The sequence below is a fragment of the Acrocarpospora phusangensis genome (assembly GCF_016862995.1).
GTDB lineage: Bacteria > Actinomycetota > Actinomycetes > Streptosporangiales > Streptosporangiaceae > Acrocarpospora > Acrocarpospora phusangensis.
Window position 1 is genome coordinate 1 of record NZ_BOOA01000033.1, and the last position, 23,350, is coordinate 23,350.

General features: G+C 61.0%; 18 protein-coding genes and 2 pseudogenes. 10 read left to right on the plus strand and 10 right to left on the minus strand.

Annotation, left to right across the window (positions count from 1 at the left end; all coding sequences use genetic code 11):
* Nucleotides 1–22: 22 nt before the first annotated feature.
* From Aph01nite_RS20380 to dndB, 5 genes are all read right to left on the minus strand, one after another.
* Nucleotides 23–856 carry an IS5 family transposase gene (locus Aph01nite_RS20380; protein WP_239161835.1) on the minus strand — a complete coding sequence of 278 codons (834 nt, stop codon included), beginning with the start codon at nt 854–856 and terminating at the stop codon, nt 23–25.
* Nucleotides 857–1,013: 157 nt separating this feature from the next.
* Nucleotides 1,014–1,421 carry a DNA sulfur modification protein DndE gene (dndE, locus tag Aph01nite_RS20385; protein WP_307836788.1) on the minus strand — a complete coding sequence of 136 codons (408 nt, stop codon included), beginning with the start codon at nt 1,419–1,421 and terminating at the stop codon, nt 1,014–1,016.
* Complete coding sequence (dndD, locus tag Aph01nite_RS20390) at nt 1,390–3,378, minus strand: DNA sulfur modification protein DndD (RefSeq protein ID WP_204042527.1); 1,989 nt, start codon at nt 3,376–3,378, stop codon at nt 1,390–1,392. The genes dndE and dndD overlap by 32 nt, the downstream gene beginning before the upstream one ends.
* Complete coding sequence (gene dndC / locus Aph01nite_RS20395; protein ID WP_239161836.1) at nt 3,365–4,888, minus strand: DNA phosphorothioation system sulfurtransferase DndC; 1,524 nt, start codon at nt 4,886–4,888, stop codon at nt 3,365–3,367. Before dndC ends, dndD begins: the two co-directional genes overlap by 14 nt.
* Nucleotides 4,885–6,018 carry a DNA sulfur modification protein DndB gene (gene dndB, locus Aph01nite_RS20400; RefSeq protein WP_275419261.1) on the minus strand — a complete coding sequence of 378 codons (1,134 nt, stop codon included), beginning with the start codon at nt 6,016–6,018 and terminating at the stop codon, nt 4,885–4,887. Before dndB ends, dndC begins: the two co-directional genes overlap by 4 nt.
* A 17-nt stretch (nt 6,019–6,035) precedes the next feature.
* Here dndB and dndA point away from each other — a divergent pair, with 17 nt between their 5' ends.
* Nucleotides 6,036–7,244 carry a cysteine desulfurase DndA gene (dndA, locus tag Aph01nite_RS20405; protein ID WP_239161837.1) on the plus strand — a complete coding sequence of 403 codons (1,209 nt, stop codon included), beginning with the start codon at nt 6,036–6,038 and terminating at the stop codon, nt 7,242–7,244.
* Here the strand turns inward: dndA and Aph01nite_RS20410 are convergent.
* Nucleotides 7,241–8,689: a DNA phosphorothioation-associated putative methyltransferase gene (locus Aph01nite_RS20410; protein WP_204042528.1), complete on the minus strand. Its 1,449-nt coding sequence runs from the start codon at nt 8,687–8,689 to the stop codon at nt 7,241–7,243. The genes dndA and Aph01nite_RS20410 overlap by 4 nt on opposite strands.
* Nucleotides 8,690–9,000: 311 nt before the next feature.
* The gene (locus Aph01nite_RS20415) at nt 9,001–9,387 is read right to left on the minus strand and encodes a hypothetical protein (protein ID WP_204042529.1); all 387 of its coding nucleotides are present in this window, start codon (nt 9,385–9,387) and stop codon (nt 9,001–9,003) included.
* Nucleotides 9,388–10,279: 892 nt separating this feature from the next.
* Between Aph01nite_RS20415 and Aph01nite_RS42650 the strand changes: the two genes are divergently transcribed.
* The 6 genes and pseudogenes from Aph01nite_RS42650 to Aph01nite_RS20445 form a co-directional block, all read left to right on the plus strand.
* Nucleotides 10,280–10,513, plus strand: a complete 234-nt coding sequence (locus tag Aph01nite_RS42650; protein WP_204042530.1) for an Lsr2 family DNA-binding protein — start codon at nt 10,280–10,282, stop codon at nt 10,511–10,513.
* A gap of 56 nt (nt 10,514–10,569) precedes the next feature.
* Nucleotides 10,570–12,636 (plus strand): DEAD/DEAH box helicase family protein, encoded by a 2,067-nt coding sequence (locus Aph01nite_RS20425; protein ID WP_204042531.1) that lies wholly within the window; start codon nt 10,570–10,572, stop codon nt 12,634–12,636.
* A gap of 186 nt (nt 12,637–12,822) precedes the next feature.
* Nucleotides 12,823–14,892, plus strand: a complete 2,070-nt coding sequence (locus Aph01nite_RS20430; RefSeq protein ID WP_204042532.1) for an AAA family ATPase — start codon at nt 12,823–12,825, stop codon at nt 14,890–14,892.
* Nucleotides 14,892–15,365 carry a DNA phosphorothioation-associated protein 4 gene (locus tag Aph01nite_RS20435; protein ID WP_204042533.1) on the plus strand — a complete coding sequence of 158 codons (474 nt, stop codon included), beginning with the start codon at nt 14,892–14,894 and terminating at the stop codon, nt 15,363–15,365. Before Aph01nite_RS20430 ends, Aph01nite_RS20435 begins: the two co-directional genes overlap by 1 nt.
* Nucleotides 15,366–15,824: 459 nt before the next feature.
* On the plus strand, nt 15,825–16,055 hold the full coding sequence (locus tag Aph01nite_RS20440; protein WP_204042534.1) for a hypothetical protein: 231 nt from the start codon (nt 15,825–15,827) through the stop codon (nt 16,053–16,055).
* 190 nt (nt 16,056–16,245) lie between these two features.
* Nucleotides 16,246–17,013, plus strand: a pseudogene (locus tag Aph01nite_RS20445) (IS256 family transposase); the annotation flags it as partial.
* 15 nt (nt 17,014–17,028) lie between these two features.
* On the opposite strand, the gene Aph01nite_RS20450 reads toward Aph01nite_RS20445, so the two are convergent.
* On the minus strand, nt 17,029–19,134 hold the full coding sequence (locus tag Aph01nite_RS20450) for an ISAzo13 family transposase (protein WP_204042535.1): 2,106 nt from the start codon (nt 19,132–19,134) through the stop codon (nt 17,029–17,031).
* A 57-nt stretch (nt 19,135–19,191) separates the two neighbouring features.
* Here Aph01nite_RS20450 and Aph01nite_RS20455 point away from each other — a divergent pair.
* Nucleotides 19,192–19,614, plus strand: a pseudogene (locus tag Aph01nite_RS20455) (transposase); the annotation flags it as partial.
* A 328-nt stretch (nt 19,615–19,942) separates the two neighbouring features.
* Here Aph01nite_RS20455 and Aph01nite_RS20460 read toward each other — a convergent pair.
* Both Aph01nite_RS20460 and Aph01nite_RS20465 read right to left on the minus strand, forming a co-directional pair.
* Nucleotides 19,943–20,758: an SAM-dependent methyltransferase gene (locus tag Aph01nite_RS20460; protein ID WP_239161838.1), complete on the minus strand. Its 816-nt coding sequence runs from the start codon at nt 20,756–20,758 to the stop codon at nt 19,943–19,945.
* A 228-nt stretch (nt 20,759–20,986) separates the two neighbouring features.
* On the minus strand, nt 20,987–21,676 hold the full coding sequence (locus Aph01nite_RS20465) for a type 1 glutamine amidotransferase domain-containing protein (RefSeq protein ID WP_204042536.1): 690 nt from the start codon (nt 21,674–21,676) through the stop codon (nt 20,987–20,989).
* A gap of 226 nt (nt 21,677–21,902) precedes the next feature.
* Between Aph01nite_RS20465 and Aph01nite_RS20470 the strand changes: the two genes are divergently transcribed.
* Complete coding sequence (locus Aph01nite_RS20470; protein WP_204042537.1) at nt 21,903–22,883, plus strand: aldo/keto reductase; 981 nt, start codon at nt 21,903–21,905, stop codon at nt 22,881–22,883.
* Entirely contained in the window at nt 22,880–23,314 is a 435-nt protein-coding gene (locus tag Aph01nite_RS20475; RefSeq protein ID WP_204042538.1) for a MerR family transcriptional regulator, read from the plus strand. Before Aph01nite_RS20470 ends, Aph01nite_RS20475 begins: the two co-directional genes overlap by 4 nt.
* Nucleotides 23,315–23,350 lie beyond the last annotated feature (36 nt).

Below are 23,350 nucleotides of genomic sequence, written 5' to 3' on the forward strand. Positions count from 1 at the left end.
TCTGACTGAGTGTTTGACAAGATCACGTTGACGGATTGAGTGCCAGCTTTTGCTGGCGGTTGGCGGCATGGCCGCGGGTGAGGCGGCGAGCCATTCCGGAGATGGCTGCCCAGCGGATCATCGCCTCAGCTGTGGCGGGGTGGCGTTCGTAGTCGCGGGCCAGGCGGCGGTGGGCGGTCAGCCAGGCCAGCGACCGTTCCACCACCCAGCGGCGCGCGATCACGGCGAACCCGATCTGGCCTGGCGCTTTACGGACGATGTGTAGCGTGGTCCGCACGACCCGCTGCGCCCACTCCACCAGCATCCCGGCGAAGCCGGCGTCGGCGTAGACGAACCGGACCGGCGTGACCAGATACAGCGACAGCAGGGTGGTCTTGGCGCCGTCGCGGTCCTGCACCGAGGCGGCCATCACACAGACCAGCAGCAGGCCCAGGGTGTCGGTGACGATGAACCGCTTCCGCCCGTTGATCTTCTTGTTCGCGTCGTACCCGCGCGAGTCGCCTGCGACGGTGTCGGCGCCCTTGACGCTCTGGGAGTCGATGATCCCGGCCGAGGGTTCGCCTTCCCTGCCCTGCTGCGCGCGGACGCGGCGGCGGAGCACCGCCAGGATCTGCTCGGTGACCTTGGCGTCTTCCCACCGCACGAAATACCAGTACACGGTCTGCCAGGGCGGGAAGTCGAAGGGCAGCTGCCGCCAGGCGCAGCCGGTGCGCACGACGTACAGGATGGCGTCGACGATGTCGCGGTGCGGGTGCTTCTCGGGCCGGCCACCGCTGTTGGGCGTGGGTAACAGTGGCTCGATCAGCGCCCACTGGGCGTCGGTCAGGTCGGAGGGATAACGGCGATCACGCGGCACCTGGCCATGATCGCCTCGCACTGGTCCGGTGCGATGACCAGGTGTCCGGACTGTTATCCGCCCTTCTCAAACACTCAGTGAGATATCGGCCTTCTTTGAGGACGTAATAGTATCGTTCAAAATCCGCTGCAACAACTCGTGCCTAAAGTCCGAGGGCTTAGTTTTGAGCGGACGCTGCCATTGATAGCAGGCGCCCGACATTGGTCAGCTCTTGACGACCAGCTAGATAGCCAATCCCTCGGTGTACATGGATGATCAGCATCCTTGACACTTCCTCGTCGGTGGGATGAAGTCCTTCTTCGAGACAACGAAACTTTAGTAGCCCAAGATACACATCACCAAAAGTTCCCGAAAAAGTCCTCCACGTCATCTCTACGTTGGAATCTGCAACAATCTCCTTTACTAGAGGTGTGGATGGATCAGCCAATGATGCGGCCAGGGCCCATCGGCATAGGACATTCCAATTCTTAATTCCGGTGACACGCTTTAGCTTTATAAGCTGATCTTTCGCAGGCTGAGATAGTCGTATCGTGTCAAGCGACATAGCGAGTCTTTCCCCATCCATAACCGCGCTCGATCGTGGTCGTAAACGTCGTATCGTTGTGGACCAAAGTGTAGGTCTGGGCGATCGATGGGATGAGGCTCTCCAAGAGCTCGTCATCGATCTCTTCGTCGGTGGACAGCAACAGGACTTGGTGGCTCGCCTGAGGGAAGTATCTCTCGACGAGGTTTTTCCTGTGTCGGCTGTCGAGACGTCCCAAGGGGGTATCGATGACGCTGGGGAGCCGATTTCCTGCGACACGTGCCAGGCCCCAGAGCAGGGACACTGCAAGAAGCTGTCGCTCGCCGGCGCTTAGCCGTGCGGGGTTAAGTTCGTCACCGTCCAAGCCAACCAAGGTCAGAGTGAACTTGTTCGTGTCGATGCGTAGATCCTTGACCAGGCCATCCTTGCGCATCAGTCGAGTGAAGCTGTCCAGTACGGCTACTTCCAAATGGCTAATGTGTCGCTGAAGGAGCAATTCGCCGAACTTCTCAAGAGTATTGCGCGCGCGGTCAGAGTAGGAGACCACTCTGGAGCGGTGCTCAATCTTCGCGAGATCAGAAGCTCGCTTGCCGTAGGCCCTATCGCGAGCAGCCACGAGCTGTTCATGTTCACGAACGCGAGATGCGTGTGCTTCCTCCATCGCCCGCAACTCGCGTTCCAGGTGGTCTACATGCCGGCGCACCACGTCCTGCCGAGCAATCAAGTCAGCAATCGCCTCTTCTGCCGGAACCCCAGCAAGCTGACGATCGAGCGCATCAAGCTGTTCGCGAAGGCCAGATGACTCTGCTAGAAGCTCCCGCGCATGATGATCCTCATTGTCGAGAACCTGGTCAAGAGAGTTGAGCTGCTGAATCCCCGTCGTCGACATTTGAATCACCCGGGGAGCCTCTGCGCTAACCGCCAGTCGAGCGCGGTCTCCTTCGAGGAACTGCGTTACTCGCTCCAGCATCGTCGACGTGACTCCCTCACCAAGCAGGGAGAGAACCATCTCGTCCCTGGAGCTCAGCGTGTCGAGCATCTGTGCCGCCCGAGCCGCCTCTTCCTCTTGGACGACCTGTCTGCGCAATCTCTCTAGCTGGACCTTGAGAAGAAGCAGAGGTAGCGGTCCTGCGGACACCGTGTTAGCGAGAATCTCAGTGAGAGCCTCAAGCCGCTTCTCAGCGATCTCCTTCTGTGCCTGCAACTCTGCCCGACGCCGATAGAGATCACCGCCCTCCTTTGCGAAGTCGGTTTCAACTAGCTTGAGTGTCTTCTTCTCACGCAGGAGGTCCGCTCTTACCGAAGCCAACCGTTGAAGAGCATCTGCCCTGGCTACTTCATTCTCATCGAGCTGCGCCTCAATACTGGCGATCAGTTCGAGGGCAGCTTCGTCGTCTTGTGTCACCCTTTGGCGCCGTTGAAGAGCAAGAAGGTCTGTTCGAAGCTGCTCGACAGTGCTTACCCCGAGAAGCGATTGGATCGCTGATTCGATTACCGGCGCCGCGCGCTCTGGGTCAGCGAGCGACTCAATCTTTTCACCGTCGAAGAAGAACAAGGAGGCTACCTCGAGGGGCAGAAGATCTTCGACGTAGTCCGTCCATGTCTCGCTAATAGCCTTGTCGTGCTCACCGTTGATGAAGACGCTAAGGGATTCACGGACTATCTTCCCGCTAACCGTCCAGTACCGCTCGATGCGATAATGACGCTGCGCGCCCTCCACCACGGTCGAGAACCAAAGCTTCACGCCCGCCTGCTTCGGGGTAGCTTGCCGGTTCACGCTATCGCGAAGAAACGCCTCGTAGGAACGGTTTCCTCGACTGCTGCATCGCGCGCGTGAACCATACAGGGCGAGTTGGATGGCGTCTAGCAACGTTGTCTTGCCGCACCCGTTGAGTCCGCCGATCAGGATAATCGGCTTACCCGGCTTTGTGTTTAGAGAGAGAACCTGCTTGCCCTTATAGGCGCCGAAGTTCTCCAGGGTGATGTCATGCAGGAGCATCGGTGTTCTCTTCGTCCAGTCCGAGTAGGGCGGGGGCGGTCTTGTTGTTGCGGTTACGGAGAGCGAGATCCAATGCATCGTCTGCATCTGCGTAGTAGCCCCGCTTGATGGTGGCCTCCAGGGCCTCGAAGAGCCCAGAGCGACGAGTCATGGTGCGGAACTTTCGCTCCACCGACAGCAGCTCACGCATTGTCTTGAAGTGGAGCTCATCGTCATCACATACCTCACGAAGAAGCTCTACTTCGTCGGCAGCCACAGCGAGGTGTTGGTCCAGCGGTCCACCAGGAAACTCTTCGCCGGTTTCCTGGTTGTAGATGCGCGGTAGCGAGTCTTCGATCTCGTGCTTCTCGAAGACCCAGATGCGACGAATCTCATGGAGCTCATCCATCGTGATGAGTTCGATCCCACGGACGTAGTCAGGTGCGTTCTTACGAATCCATGTCTGAGCGTTAAGGAGCTTGCTAAGCCAGTCTTCGCGGGCTTTCTGAGTATATGGCCCAGGCACATTTCGGTCGTTGAACAGCTGGATGCTGCCATTCATTTTGCGGAAGTCACGCAAGTGGCTGTCGTCGGGGACGTCGAGCTCATCCCGCAGCTCCAGGAGCGGAAGCATCCACTCCTTCTCCTCATCGTTCTGGATCATAGCCGACATGGACTTGTCTTTATCGACGAGTGTGCACGTCCAGCACCCGAACCGACTGTCACCGCAGGAAGGGGTGGTGTTGTCGACAACAAGCGGACACTCGCCATCGCTCGACGCCCCCTGGTACATCGTGAGGAGATCCTTGTTCGGATGCCCCCAGGGGTTGGGTTGCTGCATCAGGAACGTCCAGACCTCATCGTTGCTCCATGCCTCAACAGGGCTGTAGACGAGGGAGTTGGGGAGATTGCCGTTTGGCGAGAGCCGGTCGCGTATACGGCGTTTCTCATGCCGCTGCATCACCCGAGCTCGAGCTTGGCTCTCGGCCTTCCGGATGCCCAAAACCAGGATGGCCTCGCCATGGTCGTGGACGACTCGACGGATAAAAGAGTTCGATGGGCGGATCTTCAACCGTTCGGTACACCAGCGGAACTTCGGCCGGGGAGCAGGGTAACCCTTGCCGATGAGTCCCACCCAGAAGGTGTCCTTCACCTCCGGCGTCAGGCGGTTCGGCTGGATCGGTAGCTGCTGTTCCTCTGCAGCCTGACGCATGGTCTCCAGCGACTGAGTCACCCATGCGGCCACGACAGGATTCTCAACCAGAGTGTCCGTGCTGATGACATAGACCGGCTTGGTCCGTTGTTCGACGTCCAACCCCTGCAACGCTGTCCAGACAAGCTGAAGGACTGCGGTCGAGTCCTTACCTCCGCTGTATCCCACAACCCAAGGAACCTGATCCGCAAGGTAGAGCTCTCGGATCTCTGAAGTGAGCTCGCTCACGACAGCGGCAAGCCCACCCTGGCCCTCGAACGGGGTCGCCCGTCGGGTGGGCGTGTTCAGCATGACGGCACTGCGCGTCGGGGTGCTCATCGCTCTCCTCGCTGATAGGCGTCCTCTGCCTGCTTCTCTTCGGTACTCAGTTCGAGACCGAGCTGCAGCCGCAGATGATTCACTGTCAGTACGACATTTTGATGATTTTTCGAGACTCGGCCACCGATGATCGCGCGCCCCTCCCACTCGGGGTTGGTGCGGGACCAGTCGACATCGCGTAGCGGTGTCAGCCGAGGCTTCCACTCCTCTGGATCAAGTGATTCGTGGAGCAGTGTGTTCCCAAGGAGGCCGATCGCGTGAAGCGCGATCCCATGCGTGTGCAGGTCTTGCTTCCGGACTTCTGCTGCGGAGAGAGCCTTGCGCCGTACCTCGCCCCAATCAGGGATAAGATCATCGACCGCCTCCCAGAAGCCCCACGATAGTTGCTCCGCTTCCTTGCTGGACTTCAACTCCAGTCCTTGCAGGAGCGCACTCGTGGCCGAGTACAAGGCGCTCAGAGTGAAGAGCTTCCGGGATCGGGCGGACAGGTTGCTACTCTCCATCTCCACGAAGTTGCGGAAGACCGGACACTTCAGCGCGAGGAGGCGGGTCAGCTGCGACAGCTCATCGCGGTGATCGTAGAGGACTCCGATGGAACGCGCAGGTCGTACGGCATGGCGGTTGAGATCAGCGAACATTTGCTGACTGCGTTCAAGTCCCGCGTCGTGGAAGAACACCACGGCGATGGTCTCGTCACCTAGTGCTGGATTCTCCTTTAGGGCGGTCTCGATGGCGGCACGTCGGTGCTGACCATCGTTGATCAAGAACTGTGACGCCATGGGGATGTGGAGTTGGCCAACTCGCATACCGGGTCCTTGATCCGAAACCCCTACGAATCGCATAGCTCCGTCGACGGAGGCAGTAAGTGCACTGAAGACGTAATCGTCTGGGTTCTCAAGGATGTACCTTGCGAGGGCAGGCACACGTCCCTTGTTCAGGACTCGCTGTGCCCGCACCTCTGGAGCCAGTTCATCCTCATCGAATAGGAAGATCCTCGGTATGAGCCGCAAGGGGCACATGGAGACGTAGTATTCACGCCCAGCCTGCACCCCGCGGATCGCTGGGAAGGTGTACTCGAAGCCCGCGGTGGTGGCTTCACTGCCATGCAGTCCTTGCCCGTGTGCTCCCACCCGTTACACGATAGCGTATGTACGTCAACGATTTAACGTACGCACGTGAGTCGGTAGTAACAGTATGGGAGCTGGTGAGGGCCTTGGTCGCCTACCTCGATGCAGCAGCGACGACACGCGTAGCGCCCCAGGTAGCAGAGGTCGTGTTGCACTGGATGCGTGAAGACTTCGGCAACGCCGGATCGCGCACCCATGAATACGGCGCACGTGCGAAGAAGGCAGTAGCTCGTGCTCGTGAGAGCCTTGCTCGTACTCTAGCCGCACGTCCCGATGAGTTGATCTTCACGAGCGGTGCGACTGAGAGCAACAACATCGCCATCCTCGGGCTGGTACCTCATGGCGAGAAGCACAACCGCCGCCACATCATCAGTTCAGCTATCGAGCACAAAGCGGTCCTGGAGCCGCTGGAGCATCTGGAGGCTCAAGGGTTCGAGATCGACCTGATCAAGCCAGGGCCATCAGGCCGGGTGAGCGCTGCAGCCGTACGAGAGCGACTTCGTCCCGACACACTCCTGGTGTCACTCATGCACGTCAACAACGAAACGGGTGTCATCCAGCCCGTCGCTGAACTGGCTGAGCACCTACGCACCACCTCAACGTTCTTCCACGTTGATGCGGCACAGGGCTTCGGAAAGCTACCTGACGATCTTCGAGGGCCGATCGACCTCATAAGCTTCAGCGGCCACAAGGTCGGTGCCCCTAAGGGAGTCGGTGGCCTTCTCGTCAGACGTAGGGGGCGAGACACGGTCCCCTTGACTCCCCTGATGTACGGCGGAGGCCAAGAACGTAAGCTCCGACCCGGGACACTCCCCGTACCGCTCATCATGGGGCTGAGCAAGGCTGTTGAGCTGTTTGAGAGCGAGCGGGACAAGTGGCTTGCCGAAGCCGAAGATTTCCGCACCCGCCTGCTCGCGGAGCTCGATAGGACTCGATTCCACCTGCACGGTGACCAAGACCACGTTATTCCTCACATCATCAACCTCTCATTCGACGGAGTCGACGCTGAAGCCTTGATCTTGCAGTTGAAGAATTCCGTGGCGATCGCAACCGGATCGGCGTGTACGAGCGCGTCCTACACACCTAGCCATGTCCTCGCAGCGATGGGCCTTCCCGAGGCCGAAGCGAGCAACGGGCTCAGGCTGTCTTGGTTCCCAGATCAGGCGAATGAACTCGACATCGAAGACTTCGTCAGTACCATTCGCGACTACCAGGCCGGGGTCGCCTAGGTTCTTCGGACTAGCCGGTGTCCACGTAGCTCACGACCGCAGCGCACGAGCTCGGCTTCCCAACCTTGCTCGGTTCCGATGAGGTGAGGGTTTGTGTAGAGGCCGGCTCGAAGCTCGCTGTCGGTTAACCGCCGGTACTTCGGAACATCCGGGTCATCCGGGTGCAGGAACTCATGTTTGCGGTGGAGCAGTGGCCTATTCAGAGACTCCTCATATGACATGAACGATGTTTGCAGCGCGGCAAGGTCCACCATGTAGGACGACCTGAGGCGTGGGTGCGGGTCAACGTCGAAGTCCGGGTAGTTGAGCCAGCTAACACCTCGACCCCGATGTCGTAGCTTGGCTACCGTCCATTCCGGGGGGCGCCCGGCTGCGATCGAGGCACAGTGCTCATACAGACGTAGGACGACGGGAAGATGGTCAACTGCGCGGGAGTGCACGTAGAGTGCCGTTGGCGTGAGCTTGCCCACCTTGGAACTGCTCATCGCAGCGCGCACGTAGGAATCGTCGCGGAGCTTGAGAAGCAGCCGGTCGGACCGCCGACATGCCTCCTTGTAGGAGGTGAAGAAGGCCCTCACATCGAGTTGCACCGACAGCGGGAGGCAGGCGAAGGGGGCGCGTCCGTTGAAGAGCTCGACCCCGAGAAAGAGCAGGGTGGAGAGCGTCGATCGCTTGACGCCCTCTGTGATCTTTTCGATGTCAGCTGAGGCTCGGACGATTCGCTGAAGTTCAGAGGTGTTCACATGGGCCAGGAGGTCTGCCATCTGAGCCGGCATCTCCTCTAGGCGGGGCACTCGGCCTCGTTGCTCGGTGTAGTCGACTACAGATGCGATCGCAGATGCAGCGTCATCGGACGCAAGCCAAGGAGCCGCAGGTGCAATTCGACGAACGAGATAGCTCAAGCGCGCCTCGTCGTGTTTGAAGGCGTACACGACACCTGGTGTCGCAGAGACGCATCGGACGCCCGTGATGTCCTCGACGTAGCTTCGGAGCTCCGAAGCATCGAACAGATGCTGGAATGTCCTTCGGCTAGTGACGATGCCATCACCGAAAGCCTCACCTTTGACCCTACTCTTATCCCAGGTGAGTCGTGTGGAGACCACGATCGTCTCTCTTGCAAGCCCCCAAGCTTGCAGCAAGGTTCGGCGTCGCTCGTCGGGATCTTCGATGATGTTGAGGACGTAGGTCAACAGAACAATGTCAGCGTCCGCGAGCTGAGCTTCTGGGTGGTAATGAGGGTCCCACCCAGAAGCCTTGATATCCATGCGCTGCAGCTCGCGGACGTCACCCCCTCTGCCACATCCAAAGTCTAGAACTGACCGATCTCGGGATATTTGCTGGTCAATAATCGCCTGTCGGGCCGGCATCGACAGACCGGTTCTCCCGATGGCTGTGAGTCGGCGTTCAGTACTCCACGAGAGGCTTCTCGCGCCAGCGAAGTCCATGTACTCATCATGCGGGCCAGAACCTGCCCCAGGCGGCGGATCGGACTCTTCCCTGATGCCCACTGCCCATGGTGAAAAGGTCCGACGTCCGACCTAGGTCGCCCTAGATGTGTGCGGCGATTCAAGGAGATCTGGACTTAGGTTGTTGCTTCCCCATTTTGATCGGTTCGCCTAAACTTGTCCCCGTCCTTGATCACAATGAAGTCGAGGGTGGAACGTGCCTCTCGGTGCTGATCTACAGCTTGAGCAGGTATGCCCAGAGAATCTGGACGATCGAGGCGTCGGAGACGATGATGCGGTCGCAGGCGGTCTTACTGCCCGCGGTCCTGGGCTGAGCTTGGCGAGCAGTGCTTCGTCGGGATTTCGCAGAAAGACGCGAGGGGGTGGTGGCCGTATCCCTTGTAGTTGGCCGCGGCGCCTTCTTTCGCTATGCCTGGGATCGTGGACGAACCCAGCCGGATCATGATCTGTTTGCCCGGGTAGCGGTAAGCAGTCCGGGAGGCGGGGATGCCGTCGTCCCGGGCCACGATCAACTGGCATACCTGACGGCGTGGGGCTGCAGCAATCTGGTCCTGGCCCAGCGGATCGGACAGCGCGCGTCGCAGGCTGGGGTCGGAGGCGACCCGCCCGAACACTTCGCCTCTGGTCGCGCAGGGTGGCCAGGTGAGCCAGCACCGCCCACTGTCAGCGATCGTCACAGCAGCGTCCGTGAGGAGACGCCTACGGTCTGGACCCGGATTGAAGCCGCGGCGGCGCAGGGCGTGTGGCAGGTGTCTGCTCAGGCCGACGCCGGCCGACAGAACGCGAAGGATGCCTACTCCGGCGTTGTTGACCGTATTGTCAACTCCGACCTCGAGATCTCGAGACTACGTGGTAAGAGCGGCAAAGTGCCCCTGGACTGTGGTTATCGAGCGCCCATTTGTCCCGAATATCCCAGTTCAGGGCACCTTCTACATGTAAATGCGTTAGTCGCTCAAGCCGCCAAGACTACTTGAGGCAAGGAGGGCTTGATTGGGGATGTGAGTGCGCGGCTCGCGCGGTTGCTACGGGGGCTGTAGAACTGACAGTGGCTCCTGGTACAAGTTGCGTTTGTACAGGCGCGAGTCAGTCGGTGCCGAGCTGGCAGATTGGATCAATAGGGTGAGCTACGGATTCGTTCTCGATGACGTGAGGACTGCGCGGCCCACCGAACGCATGTCAATCAGCATCACGTGGGCACGCATCCTAGTTGGCAAGAATCTTCCTGATCCCCTAGCCACGCTGCTCAACACTCAGGCGACGGATCGACCTCTAGATCCACATTGTGATTCTCGACAGCATTCGGCCGCCTTGCATGCAGCAGGCTTAGCCACCACCGGGGACGTGCTGAAGCGGTCAGTGCCAGAGCTTAAGGTCATGCTCTCGTCTTCCGCGGAGACCGTTGCCCGCGCGCTGGCCGCAGCGCTTTGCGGACACGTCGAAGGGTTGACCCCTCCCCCGCAGCTGATGCCGTTTCAGCCCACGCTGGCGATTGACGTCCCAATTAGCAGTTCCGCTCACCGACCCCCAACCCTAGGAGAAGGTGGACGTTCAGTCGTCCGAGGGCGCCCTATGGCACCAACTGCTGGGGTCTCCGAGGTCAGCGAGATCGAGCGCCAGCACATTCGTGAATGGGCAAGAACAAAGGGTTACCAGATTGCGGACCGAGGGCGCATTCCAGCGTGGATCGTCGATGGACATCGCCGTGATCATGCTGCAGCACCTACTGGGGAGAACCCAGGAGTCGAAGCTGATGAGGTCTTGGACGAGGATGAATTCCTGGACCTTCTACGGGGGAGCGGATGAGTCGTCTTATAGAGCTAGATATCGCCGACTTCTATCGGAGCAGCTCATCGGATGTCGTGAGCGACTTCTACGTCCCTGCTCTGGAGCGCGCCACACGGTACGACCGAGCAGTCGGGTATTTCACGTCCTCATCTCTTGCCTTAATCACCAGCGGAGTCGATGGTCTTGTACGCAACGGTGGACGTATCCGCCTGATAGCTAGCCCGTATCTCACATCAGACGACATTGCGGCAATAAGTCAGGGTTATGAGCTTCGAGATATTATTGATCAAGCAGTTGCCCGCACCCTTGTTTCTCCAGAAAGTCAGGAAACAGCCGATCTGACCAAGCTTGCGCAGGTTAGCCGGCTGATCGCCGATGGCACCTTGGAGATCAAGATAGCCATAGTTCGACGAGATCACCGCATTGCCCTCTATCACGAGAAGGTTGGATTGATCGGCGATGCGTATGGTGATCGGATCGCCTTCTCGGGATCAATGAACGAGACCAGCGCGGCGTACTCGGACAATTTTGAATCGATTGAAGTCTTTAAATCCTGGGTGAGCAGCGACCTCCGACGAGTAGATCGTATCGCAGCTGACTTCGAATCGCTGTGGGCCGGAAAAACTCCACGTGTAGAAACGTTCGAGTTCCCGAAGCTCGCGCGAGAGTATCTCGAAAAGCTAGCCAGAAAGCTTCCTGAAATCGATCGCCCTCCCTTATTCTCTCGGCCATCCGGAAGCTCAAACTCGCAGAATCAAGATGGCTGGGCAACCCTTCCCGATCAAATTAGTTTGCGAAGATACCAAAGTGACGCCGTAGAGGACTGGTTCGCGACTGGTCGCCGTGGCATTTTTCAGATGGCAACGGGAACTGGAAAGACAATAACGGCCCTGGCCGTATTATCTGAAGTTGGGAAGGTGCTCCGAGAGCACAAGAAGTCACTGCTAACGGTTATCGTGGTACCGCTTCTCGATCTAGTCGAGCAGTGGTCTCAAGAACTGCTCAGATTTGGAGTTGTTCCGCTCAAGTGCAGAGACTCTGCCAGTACTTGGGAGCCACAGGCTCGCAACATGATCGCAGGGATTCGTTCAGATACGTCACGCTCCTGCACTCTGATTGTGACCAACAAGGCGTTCGGCGGATCCGCGTTTCAAACACTGCTGCGGAACACGCGCGTGCCGATCTTCATCATCGCTGATGAGGCGCATCACCTGGGCGCCGAGCATCTTCGCAGTACCCTTCCTGATCAAGCTGGAATGAGGTTGGCGCTCTCGGCCACACCGGAGCGATGGTTCGACGAAGAAGGAACGGAAGCCCTTAGCAACTACTTCGGGAAGACGCTCGTAAGCCTGGGGCTGAAGGAGGCGATTGATCTTGGCGCACTCACCCCCTACCGCTATTGGCCAGTACTCGTTCCGCTAACAGACAATGAAGCGGCCCTCTACTATGAGTTGACAGCAAAGATCGGCGCATTGTACGGGAAGCGTCTGGCCGGAAAACAGAACAAGTTCGAAGATTCCGCTCTCGATCAGCTACTCAATAAGCGCGCGAAGGTCCTGGGCCACGCTGAACTCAAAATTCCAACGCTTCGTGATGAGGTTCTAAAGCGACGAGATCTAACCTTCCAACTTGTCTATTGTGCCGAGGGCGGGCGACCTGCAGCAGAGGGCTCACCTGGCCCTGGTCAGGTTGAGCAGGTACTTGAACTCTTGGGAAATGATCTCGGCATGAGAGTCCACCCATACACGTCGCATGAGCCTAAAGAGAAGCGACGTGACTTGTTGAGGGCATTCGGTACCGGAAACGAACTCGAAGCCTTGGTGTCCATGCGCTGCCTCGACGAGGGAGTCGACATACCTGATGCTCGCGTTGCCTATATGTTGGCGAGTAGTAGCAACCCGAGGCAATTCATCCAACGCCGAGGCCGGATTCTGAGAAGAGCGCCGGGCAAACGAAGCGCAGACGTAATTGATTTTATCTCAGTGCCACCAAGAGACCCAGACCTCTACTCGATCGAACAGAAGCTCTTCCGTAGAGAGATAGCACGATTTGTAGAGTTCGCCAAGTACTCAATGAACTACGGAGAAGCGTTAGCGAAACTTCGTGAGCCGCGAGAATACTACAGCCTGATGGATATGTGAGGGCAGATAGTTGAAGGATCAGCAAGAAGTCGAACAGGTGAAGATGATCTTTAGAGATCTAAGTCCTAACGCAAAATCTGTTATCAAGTGGGCTATCGATGCCGAGCGAGAGAATCTTCATCTGACGACGCCTGAATCGTCGAAGGTTGTTGTTGACCAACTCGTCCGCAAGGTTGAGGGAATCGGATGAAGCTTATCTCAGTCGAACTCGAAAACTTCCGCCCCTATGAGGGCAAGCAGCGGATCGACTTTGCATCCAACTCGGAGCGAAATGTAACGGTGATCTACGGGACGAACGGCGGAGGCAAAACCACCCTGCTGAACGCCTTCACTTGGGGTCTGTACGGCTACTTAAGCGATGACGTGGAGAACAAAGACCAACTGATCAACTCGACGGTCTGGCACAGTAGCAACGAGGGTGCGCAAGTTCATGCTTCCGTAGCCATTGAGTTCGAGCATGAGGGCAGCGTTTACACCGCGAAGCGCACGGTGGAAGCTACCAAGAAGGGTCCAATCCAGCCTCCTCCTCATCGTCCACAACTCACGTTACTGAAGCGTGCGGATAGTGGAAGTACTGAACCCGTTCACAACGCTTCAGGAAACATCAGGAGAATGCTTCCCGAACGTCTCATCCGATTCTTCTTCGTTAACGGAGAGCGGATCGAAGGGCTAGTAAAACAGGAGGCTTACGAACAGATCCAGGACGCCATCAAAACACTGCTGGGTCTTGAGGTTGTAGAGCGAGCTGTTGTCCACCTCCCCAAAGTTGAGCAACGGCTACGAAAACTCTTGAAAGCTGACGGGGAGATTCAAGACAAGATCTCACAGATCACCCGGGAAGTCGATGAGATCGACCGGGAGATCGAAGAGAAGAAGGAGCTTAAGGACGGACTCTACCGTGAGATCCAACTCATCGGTGACGAGGTGAAGGCGCTCAATTTACGGCTCACCCAGCTCTCGGGCGCGAAGGAGCTCCAGCAGCAACGTTACCGACTCGAGCATCGCCAGAGCGTCGTCAAGGAGACGCTCGTGGCGGAGGAGAGCGCACGAGCAGAGAACCTAGCGAAGCACGGGTACCTCAGCTTCATCTCCGGTCTGCCCGACAAGATCGCTGATATCTGTGAGCATCTTCGCCAGCGAGGCGAACTCCCTGCTCCGCTAAAAGCCACGTTCATTGAAGACCTTATAGGGGAGGGAACGTGTATCTGCGGCACGCACCTTCCAGAGGGCAGCTCTGAACGTGCTCGTCTTGAGGAATGGCGCTCCCGTGCCGGGCTGGCCGAGGTAGAGGCAGCTTGGAACTCGTTGAAGGGCGCCATTGAGACCGTTGCCGACCAGCGGGAGCAGTTCCTCGGCACTCTTACCCGATCGGACGACAAGATCGCGAAACTGGAAGAGGAAAGCCGCCAGCTGATTGCCAGCCTTAGTCAGGTGTCCAGCGACCTCAGGGGTCTTCCAACCGAAGACGTGGCAGAGACGGAAGCCCGCCGCGAAGAACTGATCCGGGTCCAAAACGACAAGAACCGCGCCCTCGGCGACATCAGCGGTCGACTGGAAGTGCTGGCAGCCAGCAAGATCGAGAAGGGAGAGCTCATCAAGAAGCTGGGGATCAAGGACGAGTCGAGCCAGCGTACGCTGCGGCGTATGGACGCTGTCCAAGAGGCGAAGATGGCTCTCGGTGACATGCTTGCGCTGCTCTCTAACGGCGTTCGTAATCGACTTGACGGACGAATCCGGGAGCTGTTCAACCGCGTCTCCCTCAAGAACGATTTGCCCGAACTGACCCCTGGATTTCAGCTCGAACTTTGGACCCACATCAACGGACAGCGTGTACCTGCCACGAAGTCGACGGGCGAGAACATGCTGCTCTCCTTGGCATTCGTCGGAGCCCTGGCCGCCGAAGCGAAGATCGCGGGTAGCGGTGGGGCCTTCTTTGAGGGCGTGGGTGGAGACTTCCCGGTCGTTATGGATGCCGTCTTCGGCAACCTCGACGAGGACTACCGTCGCGCCGTCGCGAACTTCCTTCCAGAATTGACGCCGCAGGTGATCGTCCTGACCAGCAAGGCGCAGGCCGGCTCAGTCGTTGAGCAGGAGCTCAGGGCACGCATTGGCAAGCAGTATGTGATCTCCATGCACACGACCAAGGCAGAGGTTGGTGGCGCGACGGAGGAGATTATCCTCAACGGCAATTCTTATCCATACCAGGTCATCGGCTCGGATACGAACGGAGCCAAGCTCATGGAGGTCAAGGACTGATGGCCACTTTCGTCGAACATCGGATCAGACCTCCGAAGGACAAGGAGAACCTGATTCAACAGCTCAGTACTGATCAGGAAGGGCCTTTTCAGACGCGCTATCAGACGCTGATCTTCGCAGCCGCTCTTGGATGGGCACGAAACCGCCGCGAGCCGCTAGACCGTCCGGGCGAGGGGATTCGTTATGAGCTCTTCCGTCGTCATACCACCATTGAGGCATTCATTGATTCACTTGGAGTCCTTGATGCCTCAACGGACGCTTCGATCATGAGCGACGAGCGACTCGCCGAGAGGATTGGAGTCTTCGAGGAATACGCGAACGGTGGGCTCGCAATCATCCAGGGAGAGCTGAACGCTGGCACTAGACCGATGGACGTCCTGCTCGACTTCTGCCGACAGGGTGACAGCCACTCTGTCGAAGACGACGATTTCGACGAGATCTTCGGCCGACGGCGTCCGGAGACTCGTAGCTGATGGTATGTAAGTGCTCCGACCTGGCTGACACTACCTCGAGTCTGCCCCGCCTTCCTCAGGAGCGCAGTCGTCTCCAACCGCAGCAGTGAGGAAGTACGAATCCCGTGCCTCTTTCGAAAGTCGATCGAGGTCGACCTCCGAGTCCTCCCGAAAGTGAGGGTCGAAGGGAATGTTGACCACAACGGACAGTGGTCCGTGAAGTGGGGCGGAGCCGGTCCGTATCGACGGTGGGCTTGCTGCTGCGGCGTGAGCCGGACAACACCACGGTCGTGGTAGCGGGCGAGGTCCTCATGCCCGTGGGCTTCGAACCAGCCCAGGGGCAGCGCCGACTGAGCAGGCGGCAGCGACGAACGGGATAGTGACGTCCCTGCTTAGCTTGCCGTGGAAGGTCGCCTTCGCCGCCGTGACGGGGGTTGCCCTCTCCGCCGGTTCGAAGTAAACGAAGCTGAACGCGGGAGCGTGGAGGACATATCGATCGCCTGCCGTGCGCCGATGTTCGGCGGCGACGTCTCACACACTTCCGCGCCGATGATGGTCCGTTCGGTCGCCGTCATCGTGGAAGACGGAGAAAGTCCCAGCAGCGGCTGGAACCTGTCCTGGCTGAAGGCGGGAAGGCATGAGCAGGACGCGGAAGATGCGCGCAATGATCAGTCGAATCGCACCCAAGATCCCGGCTGTCTGCGCTGGTAGACGACGTGATTCCGGCTCACCCGCTCATGGTTTCCTAACCCTGGTGTCGTAACTTCGATCCCTACCGGAGGTGACGTCCCCTCCGGTGGTGTAACTCCAGCCTCTTCAAGCAAGTCCCGGATACGGGACGAGCCATCGTGTGACGGTCAGCGAGTTCCCGACCAAAGGTTCTCGCAAAGGACACCACACGATGGCTCTGGACCAGTCTGCCCTGCTCGACCTGCTGGAGTCCCTCAAAGCCGCCGACGCCGACGACGTCATCCGCCGCGCGCTCCAAGCCGTCCTGTAAGCGCTCATCGACGCCGAGGCCACCGCCGTCATCGGCGCCGCCCCGCACCAACGCACCGATCAGCGTCTCACCCACCGCAACGGCCACCGCGACCGGCTGCTCACCACCGCCGCAGGCGACCTGGAGCTGAAGATCCCCAAGCTGCGGTCCGGATCGTTCTTCCCCTCCCTGCTGGAACGCCGCCGCCGCATCGACCAGGCCCTGTTCGCCGTCGTCATGGAGGCCTACCTGCACGGAGTGTCCACCCGCAGCGTCGATGACCTGATCAAAGCCCTCGGCGCCGACACCGGAATCTCCAAAAGCGAGGTCTCCCGCATCTGCGCCGACCTCGACAGTGAGGTCACCGCCTTCCGCGACCGGCCCCTTTCCCACACCACCTTCCCCTACGTCTTCCTGGACGCCACCTACTGCAAGGCACGCGTCAACCACCGCGTGGTGTCCCAGGCCGTCGTCATCGCCACCGGCGTCAGCGCCGACGGGCGGCGGGAGATCCTCGGCTTCACCGTCGGCGACAGCGAGGACGGCGCGTTCTGGACCGCGTTCCTGCGCTCGCTGAAAGCCCGCGGCCTGACCGGAGTCCAGCTGGCCATCTCCGACGCCCACGCCGGCCTGGTCGCCGCCCTGCGCGCGGTCTTCCTCGGCGCAGCCTGGCAAAGATGCCGCGTTCACTGAAGCCGTAAAAGATCAACTTGTCGGCGTGTCGTGGCCGTCCGGTACTGCGGTCAGTAGGTCTGCGGCAGTGCGGTAGCGAGTTGGTGCCGGGACGGGGATGTGGCCTGCTTGCTGAAGAAGAGGACGGGTTTCGCGGATGACGTTGCCGATGGAGGATCTGCTGACATCGCCCAGGGCGTCGGCCAGGACATCCATGGTGCAGAGTTTTCGCTGGTAAAGGATCGTGAGCAGAACTCGTTCGCCGTTGTCGATCTTCTGGGGGAAGACGCCGGATCGGGTTCCGGACTGGCGGGGACCGCCCCGCCGCTGGTAGCCGAGGCGCTCGCCCTGAGCCACCTGCGACGCGGCCAGGCGTTGGACGAGGAGGCCGAGCTCGTCGCGGTCGATCCCGGTCAGAACCGGATGGGACAACCGATCGATGATGGCGGCTCGTGCGGGACGCTGGCCGGTGTCCAGGAAGCCCAGGAGAGCGGCGGGCTTGGCGAAGCGGACCTGAGCGGTTCCGGCGTGATGGCCGTGGTCTTCCAAGGCCCTGCGAGTCTGCTTCACCAGAGATGCGATACAGACGTCGGTGACCTCCAGCAGGTCGGCGAGCACCTTCATGGAGCAGACCTGCCGCTGATAGAGGAGGGTCAGCAATAGGCGGGCGGCATCGTCGAACAGCGGTCTGGCGCGGAGCTCGCCGGTGGCCCGCCGAGCCCGGCCGCCCCGTTGCCGGCTGTGTCGTTCCTGGGTGCGGGCGGCTTGTGCCGGAGCGAGTGCGGCGGCTAGGTGCTCCAACTGGGCCAGGCTCATCCCGGTCAGTAGCGGGTCGGTCAGCCGGAGGAGCATGGCCTGGCGCCGCTGCGCAGGCCGCTGGGCCTCGGCGGCGGGCGAGACCGCACGGGACTCGCCGGCGGGTGTGGGATACAGCGTGTAGTTCCAGCTGCCGTGGACGGCGTGTCGCTCTAGTGGCAGGGCGGAGAAACGTTCCCTGCTGATCGCCACGCCGGTGGGATAGTCGCCGGTGTCCAGGACGGCCTCCACCCGGAGCCCGCCGCTGGTGCGGGTGGCGGCGATGGTGTTGACCACCACCTCGTGGCTGGTCAACGGTCTGCCGCGCCAGTTGTGGGTGATGTGGGAGAACAGCCGGTGCTCGATCTTGTTCCATTTGGAGGTGCCCGGAGGAAAGTGGCAGACCGTGATCGCCAGCCCGGTCTCGGTGGCCAGGGCGGCCAGTTCGCTCTTCCAGACCCGATAGCGGTAGCCGTTGGAGCCACCCGCGTCCGCGGTGATCAGCAGACGCGAGGCGGCCGGGTAGTCGTGGCTGCCGCGGGCCTTCCACCAGCGGCGGATGGACTCCACCGCGAACACCGAGGTGTCATGGTCGACCCCGACGTTCACCCAGCCGGTGTTGGCGGTGATGTCGTAGATCCCGTAGGGGATGGCCTGTTCGACATCCGGGCCGGTGAAGAAGAAGTGGTGGTCTTCGACCTCGATCGGCTCACCCTTGGGCCGCCACTCGCGTCCGGCCATCGGCAGCCGGCCCAGCTGTTCCCGCTTCTTGGTGTCCACGCTGATCACCGGCTCACCGTCGGCCTGATGGGCTTTGACCTGTTGGTTGATGTAGCGGAACTGGGCATCGCGGTCGGGGTGCTGGGCCCCTTCCAGGGTCTTGACGTTGGCCTGCAGGCTGAACCCGGCCGACTTCAGCAATCGTCCCACCGTCGGTGCCGAGACCGCATGTCCCTGCCGGGTCAGCTCGCCGGCCAGATGCCGCAGCGACTTGGTCGTCCACCGCAGCGGAGACTGAGGGTCACCGCGCTCATCGGGCTCAACCAGCCCCAGCAGCGCCGCCAGCACGGCCGGATCGTCGTCTTCCACACGCTTGCGACCGCCGCCGGGCCGCCGGATCCGGCCCACCGCAAGCGGCTCACGGCCTTCTTCCAGTTCCAAGACGCCGTTGCGGACAGTCGTCTCGCTGACCCCAGCGGTCTGGGCGACAGTCCGTACCCCGCCATGTCCCAGCAGCCGAGCTTCGGCCGCCAGGACCAGTCGCTGCTGCCGCTCATCCAGATGCGGGAGTAACGCCTCGAATTTCCGCTCAAGTTGGTCGCGGACCTCGCTGGAGATCGCCATACCACCTCAACGAGCCCAAGATCATAAAGCGACGCCTTATTTCTTAACGGCTTCGACTTCATGAGAAACGTCCTCTCGCGCGTGACGAAGGGGTCGGCGGAGATGGTCGCCGCGGCCATCCGGACCGTCTTCGCCCAGCCCACCGCCCAAACCGTCCGCGACCAGCTGACCACCATCGCCGCCATGCTCGGCCGCCAATTCCCTCCGGTCGAGCGGATGCTCATCGAGGCCGCCGACGACATCACCGCCTTCGCCGACTTCCCGCACCAGCACTGGAAGAAGATCTGGTCCACCAACCCGCTGGAAAGACTCAACCGGGAGATCAAACGCCGCTCCGACGTGGTCGGCGTCTTCCCCAACCCTGCCGCGCTGGCCCGCCTGGCCGGCGCCGTCCTGGCCGAACACCACGACGAATGGCAGGTCAGCGACCGCCGCTACCTCTCCGAAGGCTCCATGGCCCAACTCGCCGACCTCGCATGATCGGCTGGAGTTACACCACTCAGTGGGACATGACCCTACCGGAGGCACCTCTTGCCCAAGCGAAATGCCAACCTGACTTGTACCTTCTGGCCCCAGAAACGCGATGGCCCCGGCATGAGCCGGGGCCATTCGAACGTCCTTGAACATGCGGCGAGGGCGCGGCTGATCGATCTATCCGCGCGAGACTGCTGTTTCGCGTAGACCCTGAGCACAAGACATCACCGCTGCGCCCCAGCCGCTTAGCGACATCGGGTGCCGACACCTTCGCTTTCAGCGGCAGCAAGACAGCCCCGACTGGCTCTTTCACATGTCTACGGCATACGTCGGGTCAGGGCTTGCGGGCCAGCCCGCCCCAGCACGCCACCTCCGGCGGCTCGCCCCACGGGTTCGACTCGATACGCCACGACGACACGGGCACGACCCCCGGCTCAAGCAGCTCCACGCCCTCGAAGAACCCCTTGATGAGCTCAGGACTGCGCGGCGTGTACGGAACCGCCCCGCCGCGGTTGTACCCCCCCAGCGCCCGCACGTATGCCGGATCCGTATCCGTACCGTCGTACAGTGCCAGATAGCTTCCCGAGGGCAGCGCGGCCAGCAGGCGGTCGACGATCGAGCGCGCCTCGTCGTAGTCGGCGACCAGCCCCATGATGCCCATCAGCATGAGCGCCGTCGGCTGCTCGAAGTCCAGCGTCTTCGCGGCCTCGTCGAGGATGTGCTCCGGGTCGCGTACGTCCGCCTGAAGGTAGTCCGTCTCCCCCTCGGGCGAACTGGTCAGCAGCGCCGCGGCGTGGACCAGCACCAGCGGATCGTTGTCCACGTACACGATCCGGGATTCCGGCGCGAGGCGCTGGGCGACCTCGTGGGTGTTGTCGACTGTCGGCAATCCCGTGCCGATGTCGAGGAACTGCCGGATGCCGGCCTCGGCGGCGAGATGGCGGACCACGCGGGTCAGCATGTACCGCGACTGGCGGGCGATGTCGACCATGCCCGGGAACACCTCGAGGACCTTGTCCCCCGCCATGCGGTCGACGGGATAGTTGTCCTTCCCGCCCAGGAGGTAATTCCACACCCGTGCAGAATGCGGAACGCTGGTGTTGATCGTCACCGGCTCCCGCTCCGCCTCGCTCTTGTCATCGTCAACCACAGGCCGACCTCCCACCTCGCGTCATCGGCGCAGGCAGGCCGCCCCTGTCCATGCGAGCCGCAGAACCGCGTAGATCGTATCCCAGAACCCCGGCAAAACCGGGCCTTTTGCCCATCCTGCCCGTCCCTTGCCATAAGACGAACAAGACACTGGTACGGCCACAGCCTGTGGACACCTCGGCCTCGTGTGGATCAGCTCTGCCGAGTAACCCGGGGGAGATCCGTCCTTTTAGAGGACCTTGAGCAGCCGTCCGGCCAGTTCGGCCGCCGATGCAGGGTTCTGGCCGGTCAACAGATTGCGGTCGACCACCGTGTACGGCTTCCATATGGCGCCCTTGGTGAAGTCGACGCCTAGTTCGATGAGTTCGTCCTCCAGCAGCCAGCGGGCTTTGGGGGCGAGCCCGACCGCGTTCTCTTCCTCGTTGGTGAACGCGGTGACGCGGTAGCCGGCGAAAGGCGATACGCCGTGAATCCTGGTCGCCAGCATCGCGGCCGGGGCGTGGCAAACGATGGCGAGGGGCTTGCCGGAGGCCAGTGCCGCGGTCAGCAACCGGCCGGCGTCCGCGTCGACGCACAGATCTTCCATGGGCCCGTGGCCGCCCGGGAGGTAGACAGCGTCGTAGTCATCCACGCGCGCGTCCGCCAACCTGATCGGTCGCCGCATCACCTCCGCGGAGCGGATGATCTCTTCCAGATCGATCGCTGCCTGTGCGCTTCCGGCCATCTCGGGGCGAAGGCTCATCATGTCCACGTACGGCACCACTCCGTTGGGGGTGGCGACCACGATCTGGTGGCCGGCCTCGGTGAGCGCCTTGTAGGGGGCCGCGAACTCCTCGGCCCAGTATCCCGTCGCGTGCCTGGTGCCGTCCTTGAGTGTCCAGTACGCGGTCCCGGTCATCACGAATAGGAGTTTCGCCATCGGACAACCGCCTCCCCCGTTCGCATCCGATGCGCTTGACGCAGGGCTTACACGTCCTACAAATCACCCTATGTCCGACTGTTAGCAAGGTCGCATGAGGGGTGCGTGCCGGCCGGCCAAGGCTGCGAGTTGCTAGCAATTCCTTTTGATGCGTTGGACGTGCTTGCCTTGGAGTGCGCTCGAAGCTTTAGCGTACGGGCCGGGCACGACTTCACCGGAGGAATTCATGGTCACGCGTACGCTCGGTCGTAGTGGGATTGTCGTCAGCGCGCTTGGTTTCGGGTGTTGGCCCATCGGCGGGGCGATCGTTGAGAACGGGCGGTCGGTCGGTTGGGGCGCGGTGGATGACGGCGAGTCGATACGGGCTATTCACCAGGCCATGGATCTCGGGGTCACGTTCTTCGACACCGCCGATGTGTACGGCCGGTCGGAGGACGTACTCGGTCGTGCGTTGGCCGGCCGGTGGGATCAGGTAGTGATCGCCAGTAAGTTCGGCCGTACCTACGACCGGGCGACGCACACCATTACCGGCGAGGATTCGAGTCCGGCCCATTTGCGGCGGGCGCTTGAGGGCAGCCTTCGCCGGTTGGGCACCGATGTGATCGACCTGTATCAGCTTCACCTCTGGGACTGCCCGGAACCGGAGGCCCTGGCGCTGCGGGTGGAACTGGAGGCGCTGGTCGAGGAGGGGAAGATTCGGGCGTACGGGTGGAGTACTGACCGGCTGTCGAATGTCGAGTTGTTCGCGGCCGGTCCGCATTGCGCGACCGCTCAGATTCATCTGAATGTGCTGGAGGGTGACCGGAACATGGTCACCGAATGCGCTCGGCTGGGCTTGGCCGCCATTGTCCGAGGGCCGCTGGCGATGGGGTTGCTCGGCGGTAAGTACTCCAGCGGCTCGGCGTTGCCCACGGACGACGTACGCGGGTCGGGTCAGTCCTGGATCTCGCTGTTCCGGGACGGGCGCCCGACCGCGGACGGGTTGCGCCGGCTTGCCGCGATCGGTGAGGTGTTGACCAGCGACGGCCGTACCTTGGCGCAGGGTGCGTTGGGGTGGTTGTGGGCGGTGGGTGAGAACACCGTGCCGATTCCGGGGTTCAAGGGCATGCGGCAGGCTGGGGAGAACGCGGGAGCGCTGGCGTACGGCCCGCTGTCGCCGGATCAGATGGCGCAGGTCGACGCTCTGCTCAAGGACGGGGAGACATGACGGTGGCCGGGTGGACGATCCGGGAGGCGGCCGGGAAGGTCGGCCTGAGTCAGGACACCTTGCGGTACTACGAGCGCATCAAGCTGGTTCCGCCGGTCGGGCGGGACAGCAGTGGTTATCGCCGGTACACCGAGGAGGACCTGGAATGGCTGGTTTTCGTGGCTCGGCTGCGGGCCACGGGGATGCCGATCGCCGACATCGCGACGTTCGTCAAGCTGGCGTTGCGGGGGAACGAGACGGTGCCGCAGCGGTTGGAGTTGCTGGAGGCGCATCGGCAGGCGGTGGAGGCGCAGTGGCGTGAGGTGCGTAACCACTTGCACCTGATCCAGACGAAGATCGGCAATTACCGACGGATGATGGCCGCGACCGAAGGGCTTGATACCGGGGCAGTCCGCGAAGGCCAGGCCAGCACCTCGGCGCCCGTGTCCTGAAATATCCGAAACGCGTCCAGAGAAATGTCCCGAAAC

Excerpts from the sequence above, each read along its gene's own strand:
- dndE (WP_307836788.1), bottom strand. The coding sequence starts at position 1,421 with ATGGATGGGGAAAGACTCGCTATGTCGCTTGACACGATACGACTATCT.
- dndD (WP_204042527.1), bottom strand. The coding sequence starts at position 3,378 with ATGCTCCTGCATGACATCACCCTGGAGAACTTCGGCGCCTATAAGGGC.
- dndC (WP_239161836.1), bottom strand. The coding sequence starts at position 4,888 with ATGAGCACCCCGACGCGCAGTGCCGTCATGCTGAACACGCCCACCCGA.
- dndA (WP_239161837.1), top strand. The coding sequence starts at position 6,036 with ATGTACGTCAACGATTTAACGTACGCACGTGAGTCGGTAGTAACAGTA.
- Aph01nite_RS20410 (WP_204042528.1), bottom strand. The coding sequence starts at position 8,689 with ATGGACTTCGCTGGCGCGAGAAGCCTCTCGTGGAGTACTGAACGCCGA.
- Aph01nite_RS42650 (WP_204042530.1), top strand. The coding sequence starts at position 10,280 with ATGGCACCAACTGCTGGGGTCTCCGAGGTCAGCGAGATCGAGCGCCAG.
- Aph01nite_RS20430 (WP_204042532.1), top strand. The coding sequence starts at position 12,823 with ATGAAGCTTATCTCAGTCGAACTCGAAAACTTCCGCCCCTATGAGGGC.
- Aph01nite_RS20435 (WP_204042533.1), top strand. The coding sequence starts at position 14,892 with ATGGCCACTTTCGTCGAACATCGGATCAGACCTCCGAAGGACAAGGAG.
- Aph01nite_RS20450 (WP_204042535.1), bottom strand. The coding sequence starts at position 19,134 with ATGGCGATCTCCAGCGAGGTCCGCGACCAACTTGAGCGGAAATTCGAG.
- Aph01nite_RS20465 (WP_204042536.1), bottom strand. The coding sequence starts at position 21,676 with ATGGCGAAACTCCTATTCGTGATGACCGGGACCGCGTACTGGACACTC.
- Aph01nite_RS20470 (WP_204042537.1), top strand. The coding sequence starts at position 21,903 with ATGGTCACGCGTACGCTCGGTCGTAGTGGGATTGTCGTCAGCGCGCTT.
- Aph01nite_RS20475 (WP_204042538.1), top strand. The coding sequence starts at position 22,880 with ATGACGGTGGCCGGGTGGACGATCCGGGAGGCGGCCGGGAAGGTCGGC.